This is a genomic window from Clostridium sp. UBA1652, from assembly GCF_002320975.1.
In the GTDB taxonomy this organism is placed as follows: domain Bacteria; phylum Bacillota; class Clostridia; order Clostridiales; family Clostridiaceae; genus Clostridium_T; species Clostridium_T intestinale.
This window is the reverse complement of the sequence record NZ_DCLI01000039.1, coordinates 91088-113862: the sequence shown is the minus strand read 5'-3', so window position 1 is coordinate 113862 and position 22775 is coordinate 91088. Positions and strand designations below refer to the sequence as shown.

General features: G+C 30.7%; 23 protein-coding genes, 1 tRNA gene and 1 other RNA gene. 3 read left to right on the top strand and 22 right to left on the bottom strand.

Annotation, left to right across the window (positions count from 1 at the left end; genetic code table 11):
- Positions 1–17: 17 nt before the first annotated feature.
- Genes B3N22_RS06985 through thiS form a run of 5 tightly spaced genes read right to left on the bottom strand, consistent with a single transcriptional unit; the run spans position 18 to position 5037 of the window.
- Positions 18–1247, bottom strand: a complete 1230-nt coding sequence (locus tag B3N22_RS06985) for an O-acetylhomoserine aminocarboxypropyltransferase/cysteine synthase family protein (protein WP_286905771.1) — start codon at positions 1245–1247, stop codon at positions 18–20.
- An 11-nt stretch (positions 1248–1258) separates the two neighbouring features.
- Positions 1259–3562 carry a sulfurtransferase TusA family protein gene (locus B3N22_RS06980; protein ID WP_286905769.1) on the bottom strand — a complete coding sequence of 768 codons (2304 nt, stop codon included), beginning with the start codon at positions 3560–3562 and terminating at the stop codon, positions 1259–1261.
- A 23-nt stretch (positions 3563–3585) separates the two neighbouring features.
- On the bottom strand, positions 3586–3993 hold the full coding sequence (locus B3N22_RS06975; RefSeq protein ID WP_286905767.1) for a M67 family metallopeptidase: 408 nt from the start codon (positions 3991–3993) through the stop codon (positions 3586–3588).
- A 23-nt stretch (positions 3994–4016) separates the two neighbouring features.
- Positions 4017–4832 (bottom strand): HesA/MoeB/ThiF family protein, encoded by an 816-nt coding sequence (locus tag B3N22_RS06970; RefSeq protein ID WP_073021660.1) that lies wholly within the window; start codon positions 4830–4832, stop codon positions 4017–4019.
- Positions 4822–5037, bottom strand: a complete 216-nt coding sequence (gene thiS / locus B3N22_RS06965) for a sulfur carrier protein ThiS (RefSeq protein ID WP_073021663.1) — start codon at positions 5035–5037, stop codon at positions 4822–4824. The genes B3N22_RS06970 and thiS overlap by 11 nt, the downstream gene beginning before the upstream one ends.
- Positions 5038–5303: 266 nt before the next feature.
- On the opposite strand from thiS, the gene B3N22_RS06960 reads away from it, so the two are divergent.
- Entirely contained in the window at positions 5304–5795 is a 492-nt protein-coding gene (locus tag B3N22_RS06960; protein WP_286905764.1) for a dihydrofolate reductase, read from the top strand.
- Between the two features lie 26 nt (positions 5796–5821).
- Here B3N22_RS06960 and B3N22_RS06955 read toward each other — a convergent pair whose 3' ends face one another.
- The 11 genes from B3N22_RS06955 to B3N22_RS06905 all read right to left on the bottom strand — a co-directional run bounded on the left by B3N22_RS06955 (position 5822) and on the right by B3N22_RS06905 (position 15003).
- The gene (locus B3N22_RS06955; protein ID WP_476728472.1) at positions 5822–6529 is read right to left on the bottom strand and encodes a superoxide dismutase; all 708 of its coding nucleotides are present in this window, start codon (positions 6527–6529) and stop codon (positions 5822–5824) included.
- A 275-nt stretch (positions 6530–6804) separates the two neighbouring features.
- Positions 6805–7069, bottom strand: an RNA gene (gene ffs, locus B3N22_RS06950) — signal recognition particle sRNA large type.
- A 4-nt stretch (positions 7070–7073) separates the two neighbouring features.
- Positions 7074–7163, bottom strand: a tRNA-Ser gene (locus tag B3N22_RS06945).
- Between the two features lie 175 nt (positions 7164–7338).
- The gene (gene lgt, locus B3N22_RS06940; RefSeq protein ID WP_286905761.1) at positions 7339–8127 is read right to left on the bottom strand and encodes a prolipoprotein diacylglyceryl transferase; all 789 of its coding nucleotides are present in this window, start codon (positions 8125–8127) and stop codon (positions 7339–7341) included.
- A gap of 254 nt (positions 8128–8381) precedes the next feature.
- Positions 8382–8726 (bottom strand): FMN-binding protein, encoded by a 345-nt coding sequence (locus tag B3N22_RS06935; protein WP_286905759.1) that lies wholly within the window; start codon positions 8724–8726, stop codon positions 8382–8384.
- Positions 8727–8750: 24 nt separating this feature from the next.
- Entirely contained in the window at positions 8751–10169 is a 1419-nt protein-coding gene (locus B3N22_RS06930; RefSeq protein ID WP_286905757.1) for a flavocytochrome c, read from the bottom strand.
- Positions 10170–10386: 217 nt separating this feature from the next.
- Positions 10387–11067, bottom strand: coding sequence for a response regulator (locus B3N22_RS06925; RefSeq protein ID WP_286905754.1), 681 nt, complete (start codon positions 11065–11067; stop codon positions 10387–10389).
- Positions 11068–11081: 14 nt separating this feature from the next.
- On the bottom strand, positions 11082–12614 hold the full coding sequence (locus B3N22_RS06920; RefSeq protein WP_286905752.1) for an ATP-binding protein: 1533 nt from the start codon (positions 12612–12614) through the stop codon (positions 11082–11084).
- 109 nt (positions 12615–12723) lie between these two features.
- Positions 12724–13464, bottom strand: coding sequence for a TIGR03943 family putative permease subunit (locus tag B3N22_RS06915; protein ID WP_286905750.1), 741 nt, complete (start codon positions 13462–13464; stop codon positions 12724–12726).
- A 9-nt stretch (positions 13465–13473) separates the two neighbouring features.
- A complete protein-coding gene (locus B3N22_RS06910) occupies positions 13474–14361 on the bottom strand; it encodes a permease (protein ID WP_286905748.1) in 888 nt (295 codons plus the stop codon).
- 21 nt (positions 14362–14382) lie between these two features.
- Entirely contained in the window at positions 14383–15003 is a 621-nt protein-coding gene (locus B3N22_RS06905) for a GTP-binding protein (protein WP_286905746.1), read from the bottom strand.
- A 116-nt stretch (positions 15004–15119) separates the two neighbouring features.
- Here B3N22_RS06905 and B3N22_RS06900 point away from each other — a divergent pair, with 116 nt between their 5' ends.
- On the top strand, positions 15120–16649 hold the full coding sequence (locus B3N22_RS06900) for a coiled-coil domain-containing protein (RefSeq protein WP_286905744.1): 1530 nt from the start codon (positions 15120–15122) through the stop codon (positions 16647–16649).
- Positions 16650–16698: 49 nt separating this feature from the next.
- Here B3N22_RS06900 and B3N22_RS06895 read toward each other — a convergent pair whose 3' ends face one another.
- The 4 genes from B3N22_RS06895 to B3N22_RS06880 form a co-directional block, all read right to left on the bottom strand.
- On the bottom strand, positions 16699–17835 hold the full coding sequence (locus B3N22_RS06895; protein WP_286905742.1) for an aminotransferase class V-fold PLP-dependent enzyme: 1137 nt from the start codon (positions 17833–17835) through the stop codon (positions 16699–16701).
- A 10-nt stretch (positions 17836–17845) separates the two neighbouring features.
- Complete coding sequence (locus B3N22_RS06890) at positions 17846–18109, bottom strand: putative Se/S carrier protein (RefSeq protein ID WP_021803924.1); 264 nt, start codon at positions 18107–18109, stop codon at positions 17846–17848.
- 71 nt (positions 18110–18180) lie between these two features.
- Positions 18181–19023 carry a hypothetical protein gene (locus tag B3N22_RS06885; protein ID WP_073021679.1) on the bottom strand — a complete coding sequence of 281 codons (843 nt, stop codon included), beginning with the start codon at positions 19021–19023 and terminating at the stop codon, positions 18181–18183.
- A 109-nt stretch (positions 19024–19132) separates the two neighbouring features.
- Entirely contained in the window at positions 19133–20146 is a 1014-nt protein-coding gene (locus tag B3N22_RS06880) for a homoserine dehydrogenase (protein ID WP_286905738.1), read from the bottom strand.
- A 121-nt stretch (positions 20147–20267) separates the two neighbouring features.
- Here B3N22_RS06880 and B3N22_RS06875 point away from each other — a divergent pair, with 121 nt between their 5' ends.
- Entirely contained in the window at positions 20268–20798 is a 531-nt protein-coding gene (locus B3N22_RS06875; protein ID WP_286905736.1) for a hypothetical protein, read from the top strand.
- Between the two features lie 24 nt (positions 20799–20822).
- Here B3N22_RS06875 and B3N22_RS06870 read toward each other — a convergent pair whose 3' ends face one another.
- Both B3N22_RS06870 and B3N22_RS06865 read right to left on the bottom strand, forming a co-directional pair.
- On the bottom strand, positions 20823–21257 hold the full coding sequence (locus B3N22_RS06870) for a nucleoside deaminase (protein ID WP_286905773.1): 435 nt from the start codon (positions 21255–21257) through the stop codon (positions 20823–20825).
- A gap of 26 nt (positions 21258–21283) precedes the next feature.
- On the bottom strand, positions 21284–22525 hold the full coding sequence (locus tag B3N22_RS06865) for an HlyC/CorC family transporter (protein ID WP_286905734.1): 1242 nt from the start codon (positions 22523–22525) through the stop codon (positions 21284–21286).
- Positions 22526–22775 lie beyond the last annotated feature (250 nt).

Genomic DNA, 22775 nt, shown 5'->3' with positions numbered 1-22775 from the left:
ACTTCATATAGTTAGTCTCATATAGCCTTTAATGCTTCTTCAATGTCCCCGATTATATCTTCTATATCCTCAATTCCAACAGATAATCTTATTAGATCTTCATAAACTCCCATTTGAAGTTTTTCTTCCTCTGTGTTGCTTAAACATATAGTAGATGCAGGGTGTATTATAAGTGTTTTTGTATCTCCTACGTTAGTAAGATTAACTATTAGTTTTAATGCATTTATAAACTTAAAGCATCTCTCTTTGCTTCCTAGTCTAAAAGTTAAAATCCCACTGGCACCTTTTTCATAATATTTTTCAGCTAAATCATAATAAGGTGAAGATTTTAATTTAGGATAATTTACTGAAACTACCTTCTCATGAGCTTCCAAATATTCTGCAACCTTTAAGGTATTCTCACAGTGCTGCTTCATTCTTAATGACAGAGTCTCTATTCCAGTAAGATTTAAGAACGCACTCATAGGAGATAAAGCTGCCCCTAAATCTTTTCCTATTGTATCTCTTAGCTTACCTGTGAAGGCCATCTTTCCAAACTTCTTAGAATAGTTACTGAAGTTCTCAAACTTCTCATTTTTATATTTAGTACTTCCACCATCAACGATAACTCCACCTATTGAATTAGAAGTTCCGTTTATATATTTTGAAGTTGAGTGTATAACAACATCTGCTCCATATTTTATAGGATTTATTAGGTATGGAGTTGTTATGGTTGAATCCACAATAAATATAATATTGTGCTTATTACAAAACTCACTTACTTTTTCAACATCTAAAATATCTAACTTAGGATTTCCTATAGCCTCTGCAAATAGAACCTTAGTTTTTTCAGTAACTACTTTTTCTAAGCTTTCTTCATCTAAAGTCTCAAGAAAATTAGTTTTTATCCCATAGGATTTTAGGTTTCTAAATAAAGTATAAGTTCCTCCAAATAATCCTGAAGAAGATATTATTTCGTCTCCACTTTCAACTATGTTCATAATAGCTAGATATATAGCACTCATGCCTGAAGCCGCTGCTGTAGCCGCCATTGCACCTTCTACACTAGCTATTCTTCTTTCAAAGGCATTTATAGTAGGATTTGATATTCTTGTATAAGCAAACCCCATAGCTGTTCCCTTAAATATTCCTTCAAGCTTTTCTGGTGAAGTGTGAGCATATGCATTGGATAGAAACACAGGAGTGTTAGTAGCTCCTGTACTATCTAAAGCCTCATTTCCATGGATTAACTTCGTGGTAAACTTCATAAGCGCACCCCCTACTTCTTTTCTATAACTAATAAGTTATAGCCATCATAGTTAGTGTCTATAGAAACTATTTTGTGTCCTTCTTTTTCAACACTCTTAGGAACATTATTTATTGGCGCTCCATCATCTAAGTAAAACCCTCTCTGATCTCCAGATTTTATCTTAGATAGCTCTACCTTAACTTTTACAAAGTTTATAGGACATTGAACACCTCTAAAGTCAACAACTTGAACAGAAGGTTTAGAATATTCAACCTTTTCTGCCTCTATTTCAGTTTCTTTCGCTAAGGTTATTTCTAATTGTCCATTTAAAGAAGCATACATATCTTTAACTTTAGTTGCTAAATATTTAATATCATGTTCTTTAGAGGTTATATCACTTACATCTCCTAATTTGTAATCTATAAGTTCATCAAAAAGATCTTTTATACTTTCTTTTACATATCCCTCTTCTATAAAATGTTTGCTAAACTCTTTAAATATTTGTCTATCCTTATCTGTATCAACACCTTTTAATATTAAAAGCGCTCTAGCTGCTGATACTGCTCCGCTATATAGATCGGCTGAACTTTTGCTTACAGAGAATTTTTGAAGTGAGCTATCTGCATTGGCTAAATCTAGCTTAATAACGTCAAATACTCCTGTACTACATTCTCCAGCTCCTCTACCTTCTATAGAGAACTTTTTAGAAGCACCAAAATCATAATAAAGTTCTGGATTCTCTTTAGCGCTATCTACAGAAGAATAGTCTTCAACTAATTTCTTTATATCTTCTCTTTTTTCTTTTAGGAACTTCTCAAAGTCCTTAATTTCTGAAGAAACTTTTAAACCAGCAAGATCTAGTAGATATTTAGGAATCTTTTTAGCTGGAATATCTCCAAAAACCTCACCCATTTTTGCTCCACCAGCACCTACGAATCCACCAAATGATATTGAATAAGATGGAACTAATCCATCCTCAGATCTTATTGCTCTTCCACTAAACCCAATTGCTCCTTTTTGATGTTGTCCACAAGAGTTAGGACATCCAGAAATAAATAGTCTAGGTAAAGCATCCTTGATTTCATCACTTGCTCCCTTAAACTCTTCTTTTATTCCCTTTAGTAGTCCTTGGGATAAACATAATCCTAATTGACAGGTTGATGCTCCTGCACAGGTTACTGAATTATCTAAATCAAATCTTGATGAAAAATCTTCAATCTCTTCTGCTAATTTTTCTGCATCATTTCCTTTTAGATTTCTTACATAAAGTCCTTGCGTAGAAGTTAGTCTAATGTCAGCATAATATCCTAAATTCTTAACAAAATTTATTATCTTGTTTATAGATTCTGATTTCATGTTTCCGCTTTGAGGATGAACATAAACCGAATAATATCCTTCTTGCTTTTGCTTAAATATAACATTTTTATATTCATCTTTTATCTCTATAGAATATCCTGCATCATAGTCAGTGTTTTCAAAAGCACTGTCCTCTATAACTAAATCTAGGTCTCTACTCGCTTTTACCCTATTTAACTCATTATTGAATAGCTCAAGGAATTTTTCTTCCCCTAATCTATGAACTATATATCTAATTCTAGCTTTATGTTTATTGCTTCTATCTCCTTCTTTTTCAAAAAGTTCTTTCATAGCCTGTACATAATATAAAGCTTCTTTAGTTTCTATAAAATCTGATAACGTAATGGCTACTCGTGGATTTCCACCAAAGCCGCCTCCACCATATACTTCAAAGCCCTTAACTCCATCCTGAAGCTTTGCAATAAATCCTAAGTCAGAAATAGTCGCATTGGCTGTATCTTCTGGAGAGTTTGAAAAAGCTATTTTATACTTTCTTGGAAGATTCATAGTTGATGGATCCTTAATAAGATAGTCTGTAACCTCTTTTACATAAGCAGTTACGTCAAAGACTTCATCACTAGAAACTCCTGATAATGGTGATAAGGCAACATTTCTTACTGTATTTCCCCCAGTTCCCTTTGTGATTATTCCCACCTTTATTAATTCTTCCATAATAGCGTGAACATTTGTTAATTCTACATTTTGAAACTGAATATCTTCTCTAGAAGTCAGATGTATTTTCCCGTTAGAATACTTATCTGCTAGTTTAGATACTGTTTCAAACTGCTCTAGGTTAATTACTCCACCAGGTATTCTAAGTCTAACCATGTAAGTTTCTTTTTCTCTTTGTTCATAAATTCCCATAGCTACTCTAAATGCTTTAAATCTTAATGGGTCTATTTCTTTATTTAGATACTGTTTCGACTTTATATCAAACTCTTCTACACTTTTAAAATGCTCTTCTAATACATTAATCATCTTCACACACCCCAAATAATTATTTAACTAATTAGGTATTCTAACTTCTCCACACCTTCTTTAGTTATCTTGAATATATTAAAAACTGGCTCCTCTTTTTCTAGCGAAACTATTCCATATAAAGCTTTAGGATCGTAGGCAAGTTTCTTATCCTCCTCAGATGGTCTTGATGGAGTATAAGGATGGGAATGAAAATTCCCTAATAATATCAGTGCTTTTCCTCTTATAGCTCTAATAGTATCAAACTGCTCTTTGGGATCCATAGAAAAGTGTTCACTACTTTCATCTATGTTTCTTAATGCATATACCTTTTCTATATAGACATCCTCTTCTTTTTTTGTACCTGCGATAAGTCCACAACACTCTAATGGGTATTCTGCTTTAGCTTGGTTAATTATCTTTTCATACTCTACTTTTGGTAAATATATCATTATATAGCCCTCCTAAGTTAAACCTAAAGCTTAAGGTCACAAGTTGGAGCTGCATAATCTATAAGTTCAGTTATAGTAGGATGTTCTCCACAAACTCCACATTTCTTATTATGATTTACTTTGATTTTCTTAAACTGCATCTTTAATGAATCATAAGTAAGAAGATATCCTGCAAGTGGTTCCCCGATTCCAAGCAAATATTTTAATGCTTCAGTAGCTTGAAGTGTTCCTATCACTCCTCCCATAACCCCTAAAACTCCAGCTTCTCTACAAGTTGGAACTGCACCTTCTGGTGGTGGTGTTTGGAATATACATCTATAACAAGGTGTTCCGTTGTCAGGTATATATGTTGTAAGCTGTCCTTGGAATCTTATTATCCCACCATGAGAGAATGGCTTTTTAGCTAATACACAGGCATCATTTATTAAAAACTTAGCTGAAAAATTATCTGTACCATCTATGATAAAGTCATAATCTTGATCTGCTATTATCTTCAATATATTTTCTGATGTAACAAACTCATGATAAGTTATTACGTTTATATCCGGATTCATTTCATTTATAGTTTCTTTTCCTGATTGGACTTTAAGCTTGCCTACATCTTTTGTTTGGTGAATTATTTGTCTTTGAAGATTAGATAAATCAACAACATCAGCATCAACGAGTCCTATAGTTCCAACACCTGCTGCCGCTAAAAACATTGCTGCTGGGGCCCCAAGTCCACCAGTACCTATTATAAGAACCTTAGAATTAAGAAGTTTTTCTTGTCCTTCTACTCCAACTTCTGAAAGTATTATGTGTCTAGAATATCTCTCTATTTGATCATCTCTAAAGTCCAATACTTCCACCTCCCATAAAGTATAAGAAATCTACTTCATCATTTTCTTTAAGCTTAGTGTCAGAAAAACTATCTCTTTCTAAAAACTCCCCATTTAATTGAACTGAAACCATATCCGGCATTTCTACATCCTCTGCTTTTAAAAGCTCAGTTACTGTTAAAATTTCTTCATAACTTTTTTGTTCTCCGTTAACTTTGATATTCATGTTTTCTCCCCCTAATCGTTATTGCCTAGTTTTTTAGTATGAATACTATATTTTTCTTGAATTATTATTAAAAATACCACTTTGTATTAAAATTGTCAATATGAATTTTCCATTTATTAAAGAGCTTATACATAGTAAATTCACATCAATCCGCATTTAGTCACACTTACTTATTTAGAAAATATATTTTTAAATATAAAATATTTTTGTATCTTTATACTTTCGCCATTTTATTATATAATTACTAGATAAAGGAGGATGTTCTTATGCTTTCAATAATAGTAGCTGTAGCTGAAAATAATTCTATTGGTAAAGATAACAATCTCCTATGGAGATTGCCAGGGGATCTAAAAAGATTTAAAGAAATAACTGATGGTAATACTATCGTTATGGGAAGAAAAACATTTCTTTCTCTACCAAAAGTTCTTCCTAACAGACATCATATAGTTATAACTAGAGATAAAAATTTTAGTATAGATGATAAAAACGTGACTGTTATTAATTCATTAGAAACTATTTTAGAAAAATACTCTAATAATCCTGAAGAGGTTTTTATAATTGGTGGAGGAGAAATTTATGCTTCTTTCTTTCCATATGTTGAAAAAATTTATTTAACCAAAGTTTATAAAAATTTTAATGGTGATACTTTCTTTCCAGAAATAGACTACTCTAAATGGGAAAAGACTTATGAGAGTCCTGTACAAGAAGAGAACAATTTAAAATATAAGTATACAAATCTAATAAAAAGAGAGCATTAGAAAATTTCTAATACTCTCTTTTACGTCTATTTAGTTTTATATAGCTGTTCAGCTTTATCCCAATCTACAACATTCCACCAATTATCTATGTATTCAGCCCTTTTATTTTGATATTTAAGATAATATGCATGTTCCCAGACGTCTATAGCTATTATAGGCTTAACACCTAATTCTATTGGTCCATCTTGATTTGGAGTAGATACTATCTTAAGATTTCCTTTATCATCTTTAATTAACCATGCCCATCCAGATCCAAATCTACCTAACGCCTCTTTTTTAAATTCTTCTTTAAATTTATCAAATGAACCAAAAGTTTTATCTATAGAAGTTTTTAATTCCCCTTTTGCTTCTCCACCTTTATTCGGCCCTATTATTTCCCAAAAGAATGTATGATTATAATGTCCACCTGCATTATTTCTAACTTGTTCTTTAATTTCTTTAGGTAATTTTTCTAAATTAGATAATAAGTATTCTAAAGTTTTATCTTGCAGCTCTGGATATTTTTCTAATGCCTTGTTTAAGTTATCAATATAAGCTTGATGATGTTTGTCATGATGTATTCTCATTGTAGCTTCATCTATATATGGTTCTAGTGCATTGTATGCATATTTTAATGCTGGAAGCTGAAATGGGTATGTATTTCCTGCAACTTTATCATCTTTAGCCTTTACTGGAACCATAACTATTCCTAAAATCAGCATAGCTGTTAAAAGTATTCCTAATAATTTTTTCATTATATAAACCCTCCTTTTTTCTAAAGTATTTTTTACCTTATTAAGGAGTTTTATTAATGTAAATTCTACCAAATTTTCTTTTGTGATATTTTTTTACATATTTTTTCTTGTTTTCCAGCCGCATGCCGTCGAAATTTCTACATATAGTATAGGTTATCCACATTGTCCACAATATGTTGTTGATAACTTTTTTATAGTATATTCTTTTTTTAATCTTCCTTTAAAATGAAAAAAACCTTTAAGATTTCTCTTAAAGGTTAATATACAATATAACACCGTGCACCTCACTTCGACAGTAATCTATGAACGTTACCTAAGTAGTTAGCTCAGACCAGGTTAATCCACGGCACACGGAAGGATTCACTTATCGCTGCTTCCTTCCGGACCTGACGAGGTTCATGAGCTTCCGTTGCGTGGGACCCAATCCTCAACACTACTTGCTTAGGGCAGACTCCACAAATTAAAGCCTAGGCGAGGAATTCAATCCTGCTATAGCGGATTGCAGGTTACAGGGCACCGCTAACTCCCCATCTAGCACGGCATATGGCGGAGAGAGGGGGATTCGAACCCCCGGTAGAGTTTCCCCTACACCCGCTTTCCAGGCGAGCTCCTTCAACCGCTCAGACATCTCTCCATATAAGTGCATTTCCTCTAGGCGTATTAGGTTATTACCTAATTTCCTGACACGTATTTCATTATAACAATTTAAAAGTATTGAGTCAAGGCATTATACTAAAATAGACCTGTGGTAAGTTTTCACTTATTGAAGACTATATGGGAATAGCTATCAATAACTATTCCCATATATCTTAAGCTTTATTTCTTTCTCTAAAAGTTACAGCTGATATATATATAACGCCAACAATTATACCTATAATACTTACTAACTGAGCTACTCTTACTCCCATAAAGTATAAGCTGTCTGTCCTTAAGCCCTCAATAAATACTCTTCCTAATGAATATAATGCAAAGTAAGCAAAGAACAATCTTCCCTTAAGGTCACCTTTATATGTTCTATATATCCACACTAAAAATATACACACAAGAACATTCCAAATAGATTCATATAAGAATGTTGGGTTATAATAAGATCCATTTATATACATTCCTTTTTGAATAAACTCTGGAAATTTACTTATAAATTCTTCTGATACTTTTCCACCATGAGCTTCAGAATTAAAAAAGTTTCCCCATCTACCTAATGCTTGAGCTAGTATTATTGATGGTGCTGCTAAATCTGCATAATCTAACATAGATATCTTCTTCCATCTAGTATATATAAAAGCTCCAAGCAAAGCTCCTATAAGTCCTCCATGTATAGCTAAGCCACCTTGTCTTATATTTATAATTTCAGATAAATTATTTCTATAATAATCCAATTCAAATATAACATAATAAGCTCTTGCCCCCACTATAGCTAGTGGAAATGCTACTATAAATATATCAATTAATTTCTCAAAGTCTATTTTTCTTTTAGGCGCATTTATATACGCTAATAAAAATGCAAGTATAATCCCTAAAGAAATAAGAATTCCATACCATCTAAATTCTATTCCAAATAAATCAAACGCAACTGGATTCATGTCTTTCTCCTCCATACTTTTTTTATATTTTCTATGATACCACATTTTTATAGAATTTATATGAAGAATTTGAAGTGTATTCTATAATGATACAAATTAATACAGTTTTATATTTATTCTATTTTATATCCATTCCGCTCTAAGGCTCATAAACACTATATATTCTTAACAATATATATTTATAAGAAGATATATTCTTATCTTCTTATATTCTCCTACAAAATAAAAAAACCGCTACAAAATTAATTGTAACGGTTCTTTAAGGGGTTCTATTTTTTAGCTCCTTCTAGAGCCTGGTTAACTGCTTCTAACACTCCATTAGATGAAGATGATGCTCCACTAACTGCTTCTACATCTTCAGTGCTTTGTTTTTTAATTATATTTGGTATTAATTCATTTTTAACACCATCTATAATTGTCTCAGTTTCTTTGTGTTCAAGAACTTCTATATTATCTATCTTACCGCTTTTTACAGTTACTTCAACTTTTATATTACTTGAAGCTCCTTTTCCCTCTCCTGTATATGTTCCATCTTTATATTTGCCGCTGCTGCATGCAACAAATAAAACGCTTAGAACCATTAATATGCTCATTAATCTCATTAACTTTTTCACTATATAAATCCTCCAAATTATAAATTATTTTATAAATGTTACTGCATTTTTTCCTGCTGTTCTTCCATAAGTAACTATATCTGCTAATGCGTTACCACCTAATCTGTTTCCACCATGAACTCCACCTGTAACTTCTCCTGCCGCATATAATCCTGGGATTGCATTTCCATCTTTATTTACAACTTCTGCATTAGTGTTTATTTTAACTCCACCCATTGTGTGATGAACTGCTGGAGTAACAGGAATTGCATAAACCTTTCCTTTGTTCAACTGTCTTGGAAGGTCTGGTCTCTTAAATTCATCATTTTTAGATTCAACACCTGCATTGTATTTATTAACACTTTCAGTTAATGCCGCTGGATTTACTTCTATTTTCTTTGCTAATTCCTCTAGATTATCTGCTTCTATAACTAGTCCCATATTAAAATATTCTTCTGTAGCTTTTAAACTTTCTTTTAATCCATCTTCAAAGAATAAATAAGCTAATTTATCTTTTTGCTCTAATATTGCAGCTGAAACTACATCTCTAGTTTCTAACTCATTACAAAATCTTTTACCATCTTTATTTATAAGTATAGCTCCATTACCTCTTACAGCTTCAGTTACCATTACTGCTTTATCAGGTACAACAGTTGGATGAGTTTGAATTTCTGCCATGTCAACAAAATCTGCATTTATTGCTTCAGCTAACTTTATACCATCTCCTGTAGCACCACTATGATTAGTAGTTGCAAATCCTTTTAAGTTAGCATTATATGATACTATTATTTCTTCATTTGCTCCAAAACCACCAGCTGTAAGTATAACTGCTTTTGTATTTATTGTATATTCTTTGCCTTCTTTATCTGTAGCTTTAACTCCAGATACTTTTCCGTCTTTATCTAATACTATCTGTGTAGCTTTATTCCATAATCTTATATCAACTTTTTCATTATCTGCTGCTTCTTTTAATGTTTTTACTATGCTTGCTCCTGCTGCTGCACCACCTGTAGGTCTATGTGTTCTATAGTTAGTCGCTCCCGCCATTCTACCAACATCACTTAAGTCAGCTCCTAACTTAGTTAACCATGCAACGGAATCTTTAGCTTCATTAGCTAATTTTCTAACTAAGTCTGGGTTATTTTTGTTATATCCACCCTTCATTGTGTCTTCATACATAGTTTCTATGCTATCTTTTATCCCTTTTGCTTTTTGTTGTTCAGTTTCTGCTGCGTTTAATCCACCTGTAGCTCTGTTTGTATTTCCTCCAACCATAGGCATCTTTTCTAAAACTACAACATTTTTAGCACCATCCTGCTTAGCTTGTACAGCAGCTGAAAGACCTGCTCCACCAGCACCTATTACTACTATATCTGCGCTTTCAGTTTTTTTACATCCAGTTAACGCTAAAACTGGTATAGCAATTGTAAAAACCATCATTACCGCTAAAATCTTTTTCTTCATTATTGTATCCCCCTGTAAAATTTTTTCTACACCTAGAGTATATTTGTTAATTAATAAACAAACAATATTCTGCTCTTATTGTTTATTTTGGTCTTTTTGTTCACAGCTTTATTTATAGTTAAATGATTTCATTTGATGTTTATTAATAATTTATTGCAAATAACAAAATTAATTTTGTTATTTTATTCACACCTATAAACAAAAAAAGCAGCTTTCGCTACTTTTTTAATCTATAGTAATTGTTAGGCCTTCCTACTTTTCCATATTCTAAAGTTAATTCCATTTTTCCTTCCTCAACCATATATTCTAAATATCTTCTTACTGTAACTCTAGCTAATCCTACCTCATCAGCTAAGCTGTCAGCCGTAACCTCCTTAGCAGGATTATTATTTATTGTTCTCCATATCTCATTATAAGTTACTAAACTTAAGCCTTTTACAGTTTCTTTTTTACTTACATTAGAATTTTCACTGTTAACTATGTATTTATCAATATGCTCTTGCTTTAAATCAACTAAAGAACTCATCTTATCATGTCTATTTTTATATTTTATCAATGCCTCATTAAATCTATCTTTAGAAAATGGCTTAACTAAATAATCAACCGCTCCATACCGAAAGGATTCATCTACACTTTGAACGCCTTTTTCTGCTGTTATTAATATAGCATCACAATTAATATCATTTTTCCTTATCCATTTTAATAAATCAATTCCATTCCCATTTGGTAAAAAAACATCTAACAAGATTAGGTCTACGCTATTTTCTGATAAAAACTCTTGAGCCTCTTTAATTCTTGAACATTCATAGATTACATTAAAGCCATCGATTTTACCTAAAAATTCTTTATTTATCTCTCTTACCATAGGATCATCTTCTACAATAATAACCTTTATCAAATAATCATCCCCTCTTATATTTTAACTTTCCATTCTGTTATTTTTCCGCTGGTAAAGCGTATCTCTACACCTAAAGAATCTAGTATTTCTTTTACATTATATAGACCATACCCTCTATCACCGTTTTTAGTTGTAAATCCTCTATCAAATAAATTAATCCCTATTTCTTCCTTTATAGGCTCACCATTATTTCTTACTTGTATTATAATATTATCTTCCTCAGATATAAATATAGACATTTCTCCATTTTCTTTATCTTTTAATACATCTATAGAATTGTCTAAAAGATTTCCTATTACGGTGAGTAAATCATGAGTTCCTACCTTCTCACGCTCTTTTTTCAGATTACATCCCTCTTCTATTATGAATTTTATTTTTGCTTCCTGGGCTTTATGGTACTTAGCTAAAATCAATCCCTGTATAGACACATCTTCTATTTTCTTAAGAGATTCTACTACCTTATTTCCCATCTCAGATACATCAAAAATATATTTTAAAGCCTTATCATATCTCTCTAATTGAATTAATCCAGCAATAGTATGTAGTTTGTTCATAAACTCATGGTTTTGTGCCCTTAAATCCCAAGTTAATAACTTTATACCCGTAAGCTCCTCTGCCATTTTAGTTACTAATGATCTATCTTGGAAATTAACTAAAGCTCCTATTATATTTCCCTCATTGCCTGTGATACCTTTATAATTACTTAATATTATAGTATCATCAGATAATTTTTCAGTTCTATTATAATACTCTTCTCCAGTTTCAAGCACTTCTTTTAAATTATTTAATATGATTGGATAAATGTATTCTTTATCATCTATATTTAAAATTTCCTTTGCCTTTTTATTTAATACCGTTATCTCACCTTTAGTGTTTATTGCTATTAGACCATCATTTGTATTATCTATTACAGCTTTTCTTTCTTCAACTACCAAAGCTATTTCCTTTGGCTCTAATCCAAATATAGTTTTCTTTATGTTATTTGAAAGAGCATATGCCCCAATAACACCTATTATAAACGCTAGTCCTATATAGGGAATTAATTTATACATAAAGGATGTCGCCTCTTGTTTCCAGTCAGTTTTTAAAATTCCTACACATACAGCACCTACTTGTATACCCTCTTTATAAACTGGAGCGAAAGCTCTTACTGAATAACCAATTCTTCCTTGCCCCTCTGATATGTAACTTTCTCCACTTTTAAGTACTCTTTTATCATCTCCACCTTCAAAAGGCATACCTATGTATTGCCTTAATGGATGAGAATACCTTATTCCATTCATATCAATAACAACTATAAAATTAACCTTCATTTTTAAATTAAGTTTTTCTGTAAATGTCTGAATCTTGAAGTTATTAACACCCTTCTCAAGTTCATCTTCTATAAGTGGTACAGAAGCAACAGCTTCAGCTGTATCTAATAGATAGTTTTCATTTTTTGCATTTACTTTATCTCTAACCATTTTCATGGCGAAGTTAGAAATTACCCCTATAACCGCCATAATTACTACAATAGTTAATAACATTATTTTATTTCCAAGTTTCATATTATTCTCCTAAGTAACAAACTCTAATAAAACTAGTATAACAAAAAACCAGGGTTCATAATAACAGGGAAATAAATTAAGCCCCAAAAGGGGCTTCTACAGGATTAATTCAAGCTTCTTTATATAAAAATTCATTTTGGTCATTTGGAATTCTGTTTGTTGATTTCACCTTAATAGTTGGTAAGGCTACCTTGTTTCCTTTATACTCTACTTCATTAACATTTATAACTCCATTTACCTGCAGCCATTGTCCTTTTTCTGGCATGTTTGCTTCATCAGACTTAAATACTAATGCTAAGTTCTGAGAATCAGCCACACAACAATTAAGTACACTTCTACCTAGATAAAAAATTCCCTTCTCTTTTTCTACCTTATATACAAATCCACTTATATCGACCTCTCTTCCTAAATAATTTTTAGGATTATCCTGAAGTTCCTCAAAGTAACAAAAGAAATGTTCTTTATCGAATTTAATTATTCCCGTATCATTAATTTTTTCATGACTTTCTTTATCTTCATGTATATCCTGATTGTTTAATATTAATGTTACCCCCTTATATTCAGTAGCTTCTATTCCACTTACTTCTCTTCCATACATCATCAAAATAAAAGCGATAAAAAAAATACCATATCCTTTTTTAACCCCTTGTCTTGAAGGAATTGTGAATACTCTAGTTAATTGAAACAAACAAATAATTCCTATTAATATTATTGCAAATACAGTGTAATAAAACATTTTAGGATGCACATAATTATAGAGTCCTTCAGTTTTTAATAAGTATATCAAGTACAAATCAATAAATATCAAACACAAAAACCATATAAATTCATTTAAATTAAATTTCTTCATCCATACCTCCTATATTAAGCAACCTATTAAAAAACATGAAGAAAATACTAAAAACATAAGTTTAAATACAAACCCTTTCTTAAAACCACTAAAAAGCATTAAATTATTTTTTAAATCTAACATTGGTCCTAGTATTAAGAATGCCATAACTGGACCTAATGAAAATTGAGTTAAAAAGCTTCTAGCAACAAAAGCATCAGCCTCAGAACAAAGTGATAATAAATAAGCTAAAACCATCATAACAATTACGGCTAACAATTTATTAACAGCTAGTCTATTTACAATATCAGTGGGTATTACTACTTGAAATAAAGAAGCTAATATACTTCCTATTATTAAATATTTTCCTATACTGTATAGCTCTTCACCTATATGTCTTATTAATACCTTAAGGCTTTTCTCTTTTTTAAGTTCTTCACATCCACAGTCACAAGTAAAATTTAAATTTCCTTCTTTTAGAACATAATTGTTATTATTTAGAACCTCTACTAAAAACCCAATAATTATGGCTAATGTACTCCCTATACCTACCCTTAATAACAAAAGCTTGGCACTTTGACCAAATGCTTGATATGTAGAGAGCATAACCACAGGATTTACTATAGGTGCAGCAAGCATAAATGTAATTGCTATGTTAGTAGGAACACCTTTTTTTACAAGTCCCCTAGTTACTGGAACAGTGGCACATTCGCATAGAGGAAAAAAGAGCCCTAATAGTGATGCTACTATGGCTCCTCCTAACTTGTTTTTAGGTAGAACTTTCTTTATTAATTCCTCAGTCAAAAAGGTGGTAATAATACCTGCTACTAAAGCACCTATTAAAATAAAAGGAATAGCTTCTATAAATATTCCAATAAATAAAACACAAAAACTTTTAAACATATCATTTAAAGCCATTAATTCTTACCCACCTCCTATTCACATATTTTTAAAATAATCTGTTATCATTTTGTATATTCCCTTACTTATTATTTTGCTGCTTTTAATTTCTTCTTGTAGCGAATCTATTGATTTACTTATCAATATGTATGAATCCTTATTTAGATTCATAATAGTATCCTCAACCTTATTCTTTTTTTCATCGAGAAGATCTCCGCAATTATTTATTATTATCATATTTGCTCTATGAATGTAAGATAATATGATGGCCCCCATACTTTTTAGAAATATCTCAATAATCCTTCCATCTACAATTACGAATAAAGCCCCTAAAGTTCCTTTTGATGCATCTACATTTTCTATAAGATTATTTACAGTTTGTACTCCATTTGCTTCTATTATTATTCTATGAGGTTCATGGAAGTTTATAGCTCTATTTAATACTTTCTTATCTATTTGGGCGTTGCTACTAAATTCCTTTATAACAACTCTATCATCTGACTTTAAATCATCTCTTATTTCTGTGTTGCCCTTTTCACACTGCATAATAAGTACTTTTTCATCCTTAGTCAAAGTTTCTTCCAAGTAAGCATTAATAAATGAAGTTTTACCCCAGGATAAAAAACCGCCTACTATTTCTACTGTGCATTTTTTTGCCATTCTACGCCCTCACATAAATATTTTTCCTATATTTACTTTAATATTTATATTCTTTTAAATATTACATTATTACTTATCATATATTTTATAAGGAAATTAATTATTTAGGAGGAAATATGATTTCATATAAAAAAGATGAGTTTTTAATCATGAAAAATGAAGAGTTATGGACATTTTATAAAAACTATAAAAACGAAATTTGTTATACAATATTGAAAGAAGATTCTTCTGGAGAGGAGGTTTCTTTAATAAAAGACTGTCATAAGTTACTTTCGGTTATTTTGAGTAACAATGGATATATCTATATATTAGCTATATCCTCAACTAAGGCCTTAATGTTTTATACTTATAGTGATTTAGGCATAAGAGAAAATACTTTATTAAATTACTCTTTTGATATGGAGTATATTCAAGTTATTTCTCTAAATAACTCGTTAAATTTAATATATACAAGATACGATAATAGCTCATTAAGCCTTTATCATAGAATAATTGATTCTAATTTGTATATAACTGCACCAGTTTTAATTGATAGAATTCAAAAAACTACTGATTTTCCCTTTATAGCTACTGTTAATTCTACTGATTTGATTGTATTATATTTAAAAAAATCTCAAGACTACTATATAGGTTATAGAGCATTTTCACCTACTAAATATGCCTGGGGATCATTCATAACTTTAGATAAATCTCCTCTTCTTCCTTATGATTATTCATTTATATTAGGAGAAAATAATCTATCAGCTCTTAGTTATTCTATAAAGGACAATTATAATTCTTTTTTGCGATATGGAATTATAATAGATAATGTTTTCAAAGGAAAAACTTTAAAAACAACAGAAAATGTAAATAATTATTCATATCTTATATATGAAAAAGACCACTTTTACTTGACCTATACATTTAAAAATAAGTTATTTCTAAATCTTTTGTCTGTTGGCGGAGATCTAATATCTATAGATACTATTCCTTATTCTAAAGAAAGTAAAATAGAGAAATATATTGTTCAAAGTGATCTTGAGAGTGTTTCTTTTACATCTGGTTTTATATTATATGAAAATAATAAATTAAAATTTTCAGTGTTATCTTTAATATCAAGAGTTATAAATAATGAACCTAAACATAGTACTGCTACAAAAAAAGTGGATACAACCTTATATTATGAAAGACAACTTATTGAAAAAGAACGCTTGATAAACAAACTAAACCTAGATATTTCAAATCTAAAAAATGATATATCTCAACTAGAAAGAACTAGGACAACCGTTGAATCCAAAGATAATGAAATTAGAGCCTTAAAAGAAGATTCCTTAAGAAAAAATTCTTCTACTGTTCAGGAATATGAAAGAAGACTAAAGGATAAAGACATCCTAATAAAAAACTTAAATAGTATTGTATCTGACTTACAAGAGAAGTTATCTGATAAGCGTAAGGTCATAGATTCTTTGACTCTAAGCAACAAGGAACTTTTTGATAGGATTACCTTATTACAGGAAAACAGTGATACTGTATCTAAACTTAAACTTCAATTGTTAGATAAAGAATCTACTATATCAAACCTCAGATTAGAGATAAAAACTTTGCAAAATGAAATTGAGACCTTAAAGACCTCCAGAGGCTCTATACTAAAAAAATTTTTTGAATAGAGAAGGATACTGAAGTTTCTGTTTCTAGAAATTTCAGTATCCTTAACATTTATTTATTGATATATATATTTTTCAATTCAATCAATAGTTGCTTCATTTCATCAAGTGTATTAAAGTAACCTGGACTTATCCTTACGGTTCCCCGTTTCTCTGTCCCTATAACTTTATGCACTAATGGAGCACAATGATACCCAGTCCTTACGTATATATCTTTTTTATTTAATAATTTTCCTACTTCAGAGCTTTCCATACCTTCTATATTTATAGATATTATAGCCGAGCTATCTTTAGAATCTGTCCCATAACATTCTATAAAAGGCATACATTCAAATTCACCTAATAAGAAATCTACAAGAGTTTTTTCTTTTATTCTTATATTGTTAATCCCCACATCTTCAATAAACTTTAGTCCGCTATTTAAACCTACAATTCCTGGTGTATTTAAAGTTCCGCTCTCAAACTTATCAGGTAAAAATTGAGGTTGCTCTAAGCTATGTGATTGACTTCCTGTCCCTCCGTACTTAAGCTCTTTTAAAGCAACATTTTTATTTATAATCAAAGCTCCTGTTCCTTGAGGGCCTAATAAACCTTTATGTCCAGGTACCGCTAAAAGATCTATATTATACTTATCTATATCTATTTCTATAGTTCCGGCAGTTTGCGCGCCATCAACTATAAAATTAATATTATTTCTTCTAGCCAAGTCCCCAATAGCTTTTATATCTTGAATTGTCCCAATTACATTTGAACCGTGATTTATTATTATAGCTTTAGTATTAGATTTAATTTCTTTTTCTATTTCATCTACTGAAAGAAGTCCATCTTTATCACCTTTTAATAAAGATACTTCAACTCCTTGTCTCTCTTTTTGCTTAACAGGTCTTAATACCGAATTATGCTCAAGGTAAGAGGTAATAATGTGATCTCCTTTTTCTAATAACCCATGTATAGCTATATTTAATCCATCTGTAGCATTTGCTGTGAAAATCACATTTAATGGATTATCTATATTAAAAAGTTTAGCTATCCTTTCTCTGCACTCATATATCTCCATATCACATCTTATAGACATATCATGAGCACCTCTTCCTGGATTAGCACAATAATCCCTTACACACTTTATCATCTCTTCATATACACTACGAGGCTTAGGAAAAGAAGTAGCTCCATTATCTAAATATATCATTTAAATCCTCCTATATCTTCACAAGAACATAACGTAGGCTTTTCCCATTAATCACTCTTTTATATACATTTCTAATTCTTATTGAATTGCTCTTAATCTCCTCTATTACTTTATCAAGATCGTTCTCAGTAAATTCTATTGCACGAGAGCAACCAGCTGTAATTGTGCATGGTGTTGCAATCATACTTATATCAAATTCTTTATTCTTTAGTATCTTAAAAAGCTGTAGGCACTCACTATTAGAGTAAAAAACAACTATATAAGCAATTTTCATAACAGCCTCCTTTGTATTACGTAAATCAACCCCCATATCTTAAATTTACAGGGGGTTGATAGTATCTTCCTTTATTCTCCGCAGAAATAATCATTTGAAGATGGTGGATCAAAACAATCCATTGGAAAATCTAAAGTATCAAAATACTTGCATGGGTCTCCAGGAATGATTGTTTCACAATCTGGAAGCTCGCAAGGTCCTGCTGAAGATACTGATAAATTAACAATTCTATAAAGTTTAATTATAGTAAACAATCCTATTACTGCATTAGGAACATATTGTAGAACGCCCTCAACATCTATAGGAACTAAAGTAGCTGCTAATGGATTAACAATTGCTTGAACAAATACATTTGGTGCTTCTGGATTTATAACGAATTGAGGAACAGTTGTTGAGTCAAAAGTATAAATAGTTGAATTTCCTGTTTCTCCTCCAAATAAATAAGCAACCTTACTGAAAGATGTTGTAGCAATTAAAGTTTCACTTACTCCTCCAGCAGTTGTAACAGTTAGTGTTATAGTAAAATTATAAGTTATATTTACATTCCAATAGCCATTTTCACAGAATGGACTTTGAACAACACTAGTTGTAATTCCAGTAATTACTGAATCAACTATTAATAATGTTACAGGTTCAGTAAATGCTAAAGAGTCCCCAGGAACATTGGATACTAGAACAGCTATAATAGCTGGGTTTATAGCTGGTGCTGCTAGCGCTAACGCTGTTATAGGTATAGGATCTAAATCACCATGTTTAGAGATTTCATGGCTAGAACAACCACAACAAGTGTTAGGAGAAAAAGTGCTTAAACAATCTTTTTGTTTACACTTTCCGTATACTTTTTTAGCTATTATACATTCATCTATGATTTCTTGTTGCCTTGCTAAACCATTAACTTCAAAATTATCTTGCATTTTTTATCCTCCTTATTAAAATTATAGGATTCTATATTAGTTTCAATAATATAATATGGAGGACCTTCGATATGTGTGATTTGTTATTGTAAAAATTTTCTAATTTAAATTAATATTTATATCCTTTATGTATGTTTATAATATCTCTTAAAATAGAAGCAGCTGCATTTATAGTTCCAGATGCCCCGCCCATAACAACTAACTCCCCTAAAGTATCAGTTTTAAATCTCAAACCTTTATTTTTACCATTAATTGAAGCTAAAACATTATTTTTTTCTACTAATCTAGGTTTGACCTCTATGGAAACATTATTATCTATATTAGATATAAGTCCTACTAACTTGTATTTAGACCCATTTTTCTTTGCTTTTTCTATATCTTCTTTCTTTAAATGGGTTATACCTTCCACATTTATATCTTTTAGTGATATATTTTTATTCATAATAACATTTGCCATTATAGTCATTTTAATTGCAGTATCCCATCCTTCTATATCCAAAGATGGGTCTGACTCAGCTATTCCTAAATCCTTGGCTAATTCTAATGCTTCATTAAAGGATATACTCTTACTTTCCATCTCTTCTAATATAAAATTACTTGTACCATTTAATATCCCTTCTATAGACAAAATTTTAGAACCTGCTAATTCTATTAATCCAGAATTTAAAGAAGGTAGAGCTCCTCCTGTAGTACACCCCAGCCCCATAGACACTCCACTCTTTAATGCCCGCTCTTTTAAATCACTATATGCTAATAATATAGGTCCCTTATTTCCAGTCACTACATTTATCCTGTTATCAAGTGCATATCTTATATGACTTAACCCCGGTTCTCCAGTTTCTTTATTTGTGTGTGTTAACTCTACCATTAAATCCACACAATTAGAATTTAACACTTCTCTATAATCTAAGTCCTTATTCCATAATGAATGATCACTTAAATCATTTAAACCACATACTTCCTGTAAATCTATGCCCTCACTACTATAAACTCCTCCCTTAGAATTTAATATAGCTACTACATTAATATTTAAACCTTGGTCTATAAGTTCATCATTTTTATCAACCAATAGCTTTATAAATGATTTTCCTACTCCACCGAAACCCAATAATGCCAAATTCATTACACTACCTCCAACACTTTTATTAATTCTTTATATAAATTTAAGATTTATTAAATACACTTATATGACTTAATGTTATATAATTATATTACTTGATAAAAACTATGAGGTGATTAAGACGATGAGAGATATTTATATTGTACTTACAGCAACAGGTACATTTTATGCTAGAGCTATACGTTTATACACAAAAAAACAATATACTCATTCTTCCATTTCTCTTGATGAAGAATTAAGCAATATGTACAGCATGTGCAGAAAGTATGCTAGAAACCCATTTTTAGGAGAATTTAAAAAAGAAGAGATAAATAAGGGTGTTTTTTCATTTTATCCAAATTGTCCATCTGTAGTAATAAAAATAACTGTAGACGAAACTCAATACACGCAAATGAATTCAATACTTAAAGATTTTAATAGAAAACAAGTTAAATATAACTTAATGGGAATATTCTTTAGATTATTTAACAAGGAGTATCAAGCGAGGGACAAGTTCTTTTGTTCAGAAATGATTGCTTATTTACTTAAAGAAACTAATGTCTATGAATTTGACAAGCCTCTAAACTTTGTAGAGCCTATGGATTTATTAGAAATACCTTCTGCTGAAATAGTGTATCAGGGACCATTAAACAACTATCAAATGGCAGCATATTAAAAATTGACCACTAATACATAGTGGTCAATTTTTTTTACGTTTATTTTTAAAAAAGTTACTTAATATTTCACTACATTCTCCATCATAAGTCCAATTTACTTCTACAAAACTACTTAAATGTGGATGATTAATTATATTTGCAACCGATCCACATGCCCCTAGTTTAGGATCAAAAGTTCCTATATATAACTTACTTATCCTACTTTGAATTATAGCACCAGCACACATAACACAAGGTTCTAGGGTTACATATAATTCACAACCATTTAATCTCCAATCCCCTAAATATCTAGAAGCCTCTTCTATAGCTAATACCTCTGCATGGGCTAAAGAAGACTTTAAACTTTCTCTTAAATTATGGGCTCTAGCTATAATATGACCATCTTTTACTATTACAGCTCCAACAGGCACCTCATCCTTCTCAAGAGCTTTATAAGCTTCTTTAATAGCTTCTTTCATATAACCCAATAGAAAAACCTCTCCTCTTAAGTAAATATCCTAACTTTTTTAATCCTATTTTTATCTATTTCTTCAACTACAAACCTCATGTTTTCGTAGCTCACTTCTTCCTTAGGTTCTGGTATTCTGCCAAGCTGCCCTATAACAAATCCTCCTATAGAATCAAACTCTTCAGACTCCATTTTTACACCTATCAAATCACTTAGATCGTCTAATCTTATCCTACCATCTACAATATATTCATCCTCTTTAACAACTTCAATTTCTTCCTCTAGCTCATCATATTCATCTTCTATTTCTCCAACTATTTCTTCTAATAAGTCCTCTATAGTAACTATTCCAACTGTTCCACCATATTCATCTAATACAACAGCCATATGATTTCTACTTTTTTTCATCTCTTTAAATAACTCTGTTACCTTCTTAAATTCAAAGGTATAATATGCCTCTCTTATACAATCCTGAACCTTAAAGTTATCTTTATTATTTAAAAGGATTAAATCCTTAACATACATTATTCCTATAATATCATCAATACTTTCATTATAAACAGGAATCCTAGAAAACTGTTCTTCCTTAATTATATCTATAACATCATCATAGGTTGAATCTAAACCTAAGGCTACTATATCTACTCTTTGAACCATTACATCTTTAACTTGAATATCACCAAATTCAAACACGTTAAAGATCATTTCCTTTTCTTCTTCTTCTAAAACACCTTCCTCTTCACCAACATCAACCATGGTTTTTAATTCTTCTTGAGTTATAAATGGCTGATCTTTATTTAAATCTGCTCCAAATAATTTTAATATAAAAGAAGATATAAATGTAAATATAGCAACAAAGGGTCTTAAAGTTTTTACAAATATATTTACAATACCTGAAACCTTTAAAGCAACTCCTTCTGATCTTTGTTTCGCTATAGATTTAGGTGTTATTTCTCCAAATATAAGCACTAAAATAGTCATTATTGCAGTGGCTATTCCTACTCCTGATTCATCAAACGCCTTCATAGCTACAGAAGTAGCTAATGCAGATGCTCCTATATTTACTACATTATTCCCAACTAATATACTTCCAAGAAGTTTGTTTGGGTCTTCTGTAAGCTTTTCTACTAATTTTGCTCCCTTGACTCCATCTTCAACCATATGCCTTATTCTTATTTTACTTAAAGACATAAGTGCTGTTTCCGATGCTGAAAAAAACGCAGATAATAAAAGTAAAAATATAAGCACTATTATCTGCAACGTATAACTTGAATCCAAAAAAATCACTCTCCTACAGTTTGGTAAATGTTATTTCAAATATTATACCATATTTATATGTTTCGATTAATATTTACCAGACAAAATATCTAATAAACTACTTAAAAAAAGTACTAATCCTAGGTTTAATGTTGTTTATTTTAAGTTTTTTATGCTTTTTGTTCATTATTAGTTATTCTTATGTGCCCATATTAATACCTCAAACACCTCATTTAAGTCACTCAAATTAACTGGATCGCTGACTTATAAT

Coding starts and splice junctions, on each gene's coding strand:
- B3N22_RS06985 (WP_286905771.1), bottom strand. CDS start 1,247: ATGAAGTTTACCACGAAGTTAATCCATGGAAATGAGGCTTTAGATAGT.
- B3N22_RS06980 (WP_286905769.1), bottom strand. CDS start 3,562: ATGATTAATGTATTAGAAGAGCATTTTAAAAGTGTAGAAGAGTTTGAT.
- B3N22_RS06975 (WP_286905767.1), bottom strand. CDS start 3,993: ATGATATATTTACCAAAAGTAGAGTATGAAAAGATAATTAACCAAGCT.
- thiS (WP_073021663.1), bottom strand. CDS start 5,037: ATGAATATCAAAGTTAACGGAGAACAAAAAAGTTATGAAGAAATTTTA.
- B3N22_RS06960 (WP_286905764.1), top strand. CDS start 5,304: ATGCTTTCAATAATAGTAGCTGTAGCTGAAAATAATTCTATTGGTAAA.
- B3N22_RS06955 (WP_476728472.1), bottom strand. CDS start 6,529: ATGAAAAAATTATTAGGAATACTTTTAACAGCTATGCTGATTTTAGGA.
- lgt (WP_286905761.1), bottom strand. CDS start 8,127: ATGGAGGAGAAAGACATGAATCCAGTTGCGTTTGATTTATTTGGAATA.
- B3N22_RS06930 (WP_286905757.1), bottom strand. CDS start 10,169: ATGAAGAAAAAGATTTTAGCGGTAATGATGGTTTTTACAATTGCTATA.
- B3N22_RS06920 (WP_286905752.1), bottom strand. CDS start 12,614: ATGAAACTTGGAAATAAAATAATGTTATTAACTATTGTAGTAATTATG.
- B3N22_RS06915 (WP_286905750.1), bottom strand. CDS start 13,464: ATGAAGAAATTTAATTTAAATGAATTTATATGGTTTTTGTGTTTGATA.
- B3N22_RS06910 (WP_286905748.1), bottom strand. CDS start 14,361: ATGGCTTTAAATGATATGTTTAAAAGTTTTTGTGTTTTATTTATTGGA.
- B3N22_RS06905 (WP_286905746.1), bottom strand. CDS start 15,003: ATGGCAAAAAAATGCACAGTAGAAATAGTAGGCGGTTTTTTATCCTGG.
- B3N22_RS06900 (WP_286905744.1), top strand. CDS start 15,120: ATGATTTCATATAAAAAAGATGAGTTTTTAATCATGAAAAATGAAGAG.
- B3N22_RS06895 (WP_286905742.1), bottom strand. CDS start 17,835: ATGATATATTTAGATAATGGAGCTACTTCTTTTCCTAAGCCTCGTAGT.
- B3N22_RS06890 (WP_021803924.1), bottom strand. CDS start 18,109: ATGAAAATTGCTTATATAGTTGTTTTTTACTCTAATAGTGAGTGCCTA.
- B3N22_RS06885 (WP_073021679.1), bottom strand. CDS start 19,023: ATGCAAGATAATTTTGAAGTTAATGGTTTAGCAAGGCAACAAGAAATC.
- B3N22_RS06880 (WP_286905738.1), bottom strand. CDS start 20,146: ATGAATTTGGCATTATTGGGTTTCGGTGGAGTAGGAAAATCATTTATA.
- B3N22_RS06875 (WP_286905736.1), top strand. CDS start 20,268: ATGAGAGATATTTATATTGTACTTACAGCAACAGGTACATTTTATGCT.
- B3N22_RS06870 (WP_286905773.1), bottom strand. CDS start 21,257: ATGAAAGAAGCTATTAAAGAAGCTTATAAAGCTCTTGAGAAGGATGAG.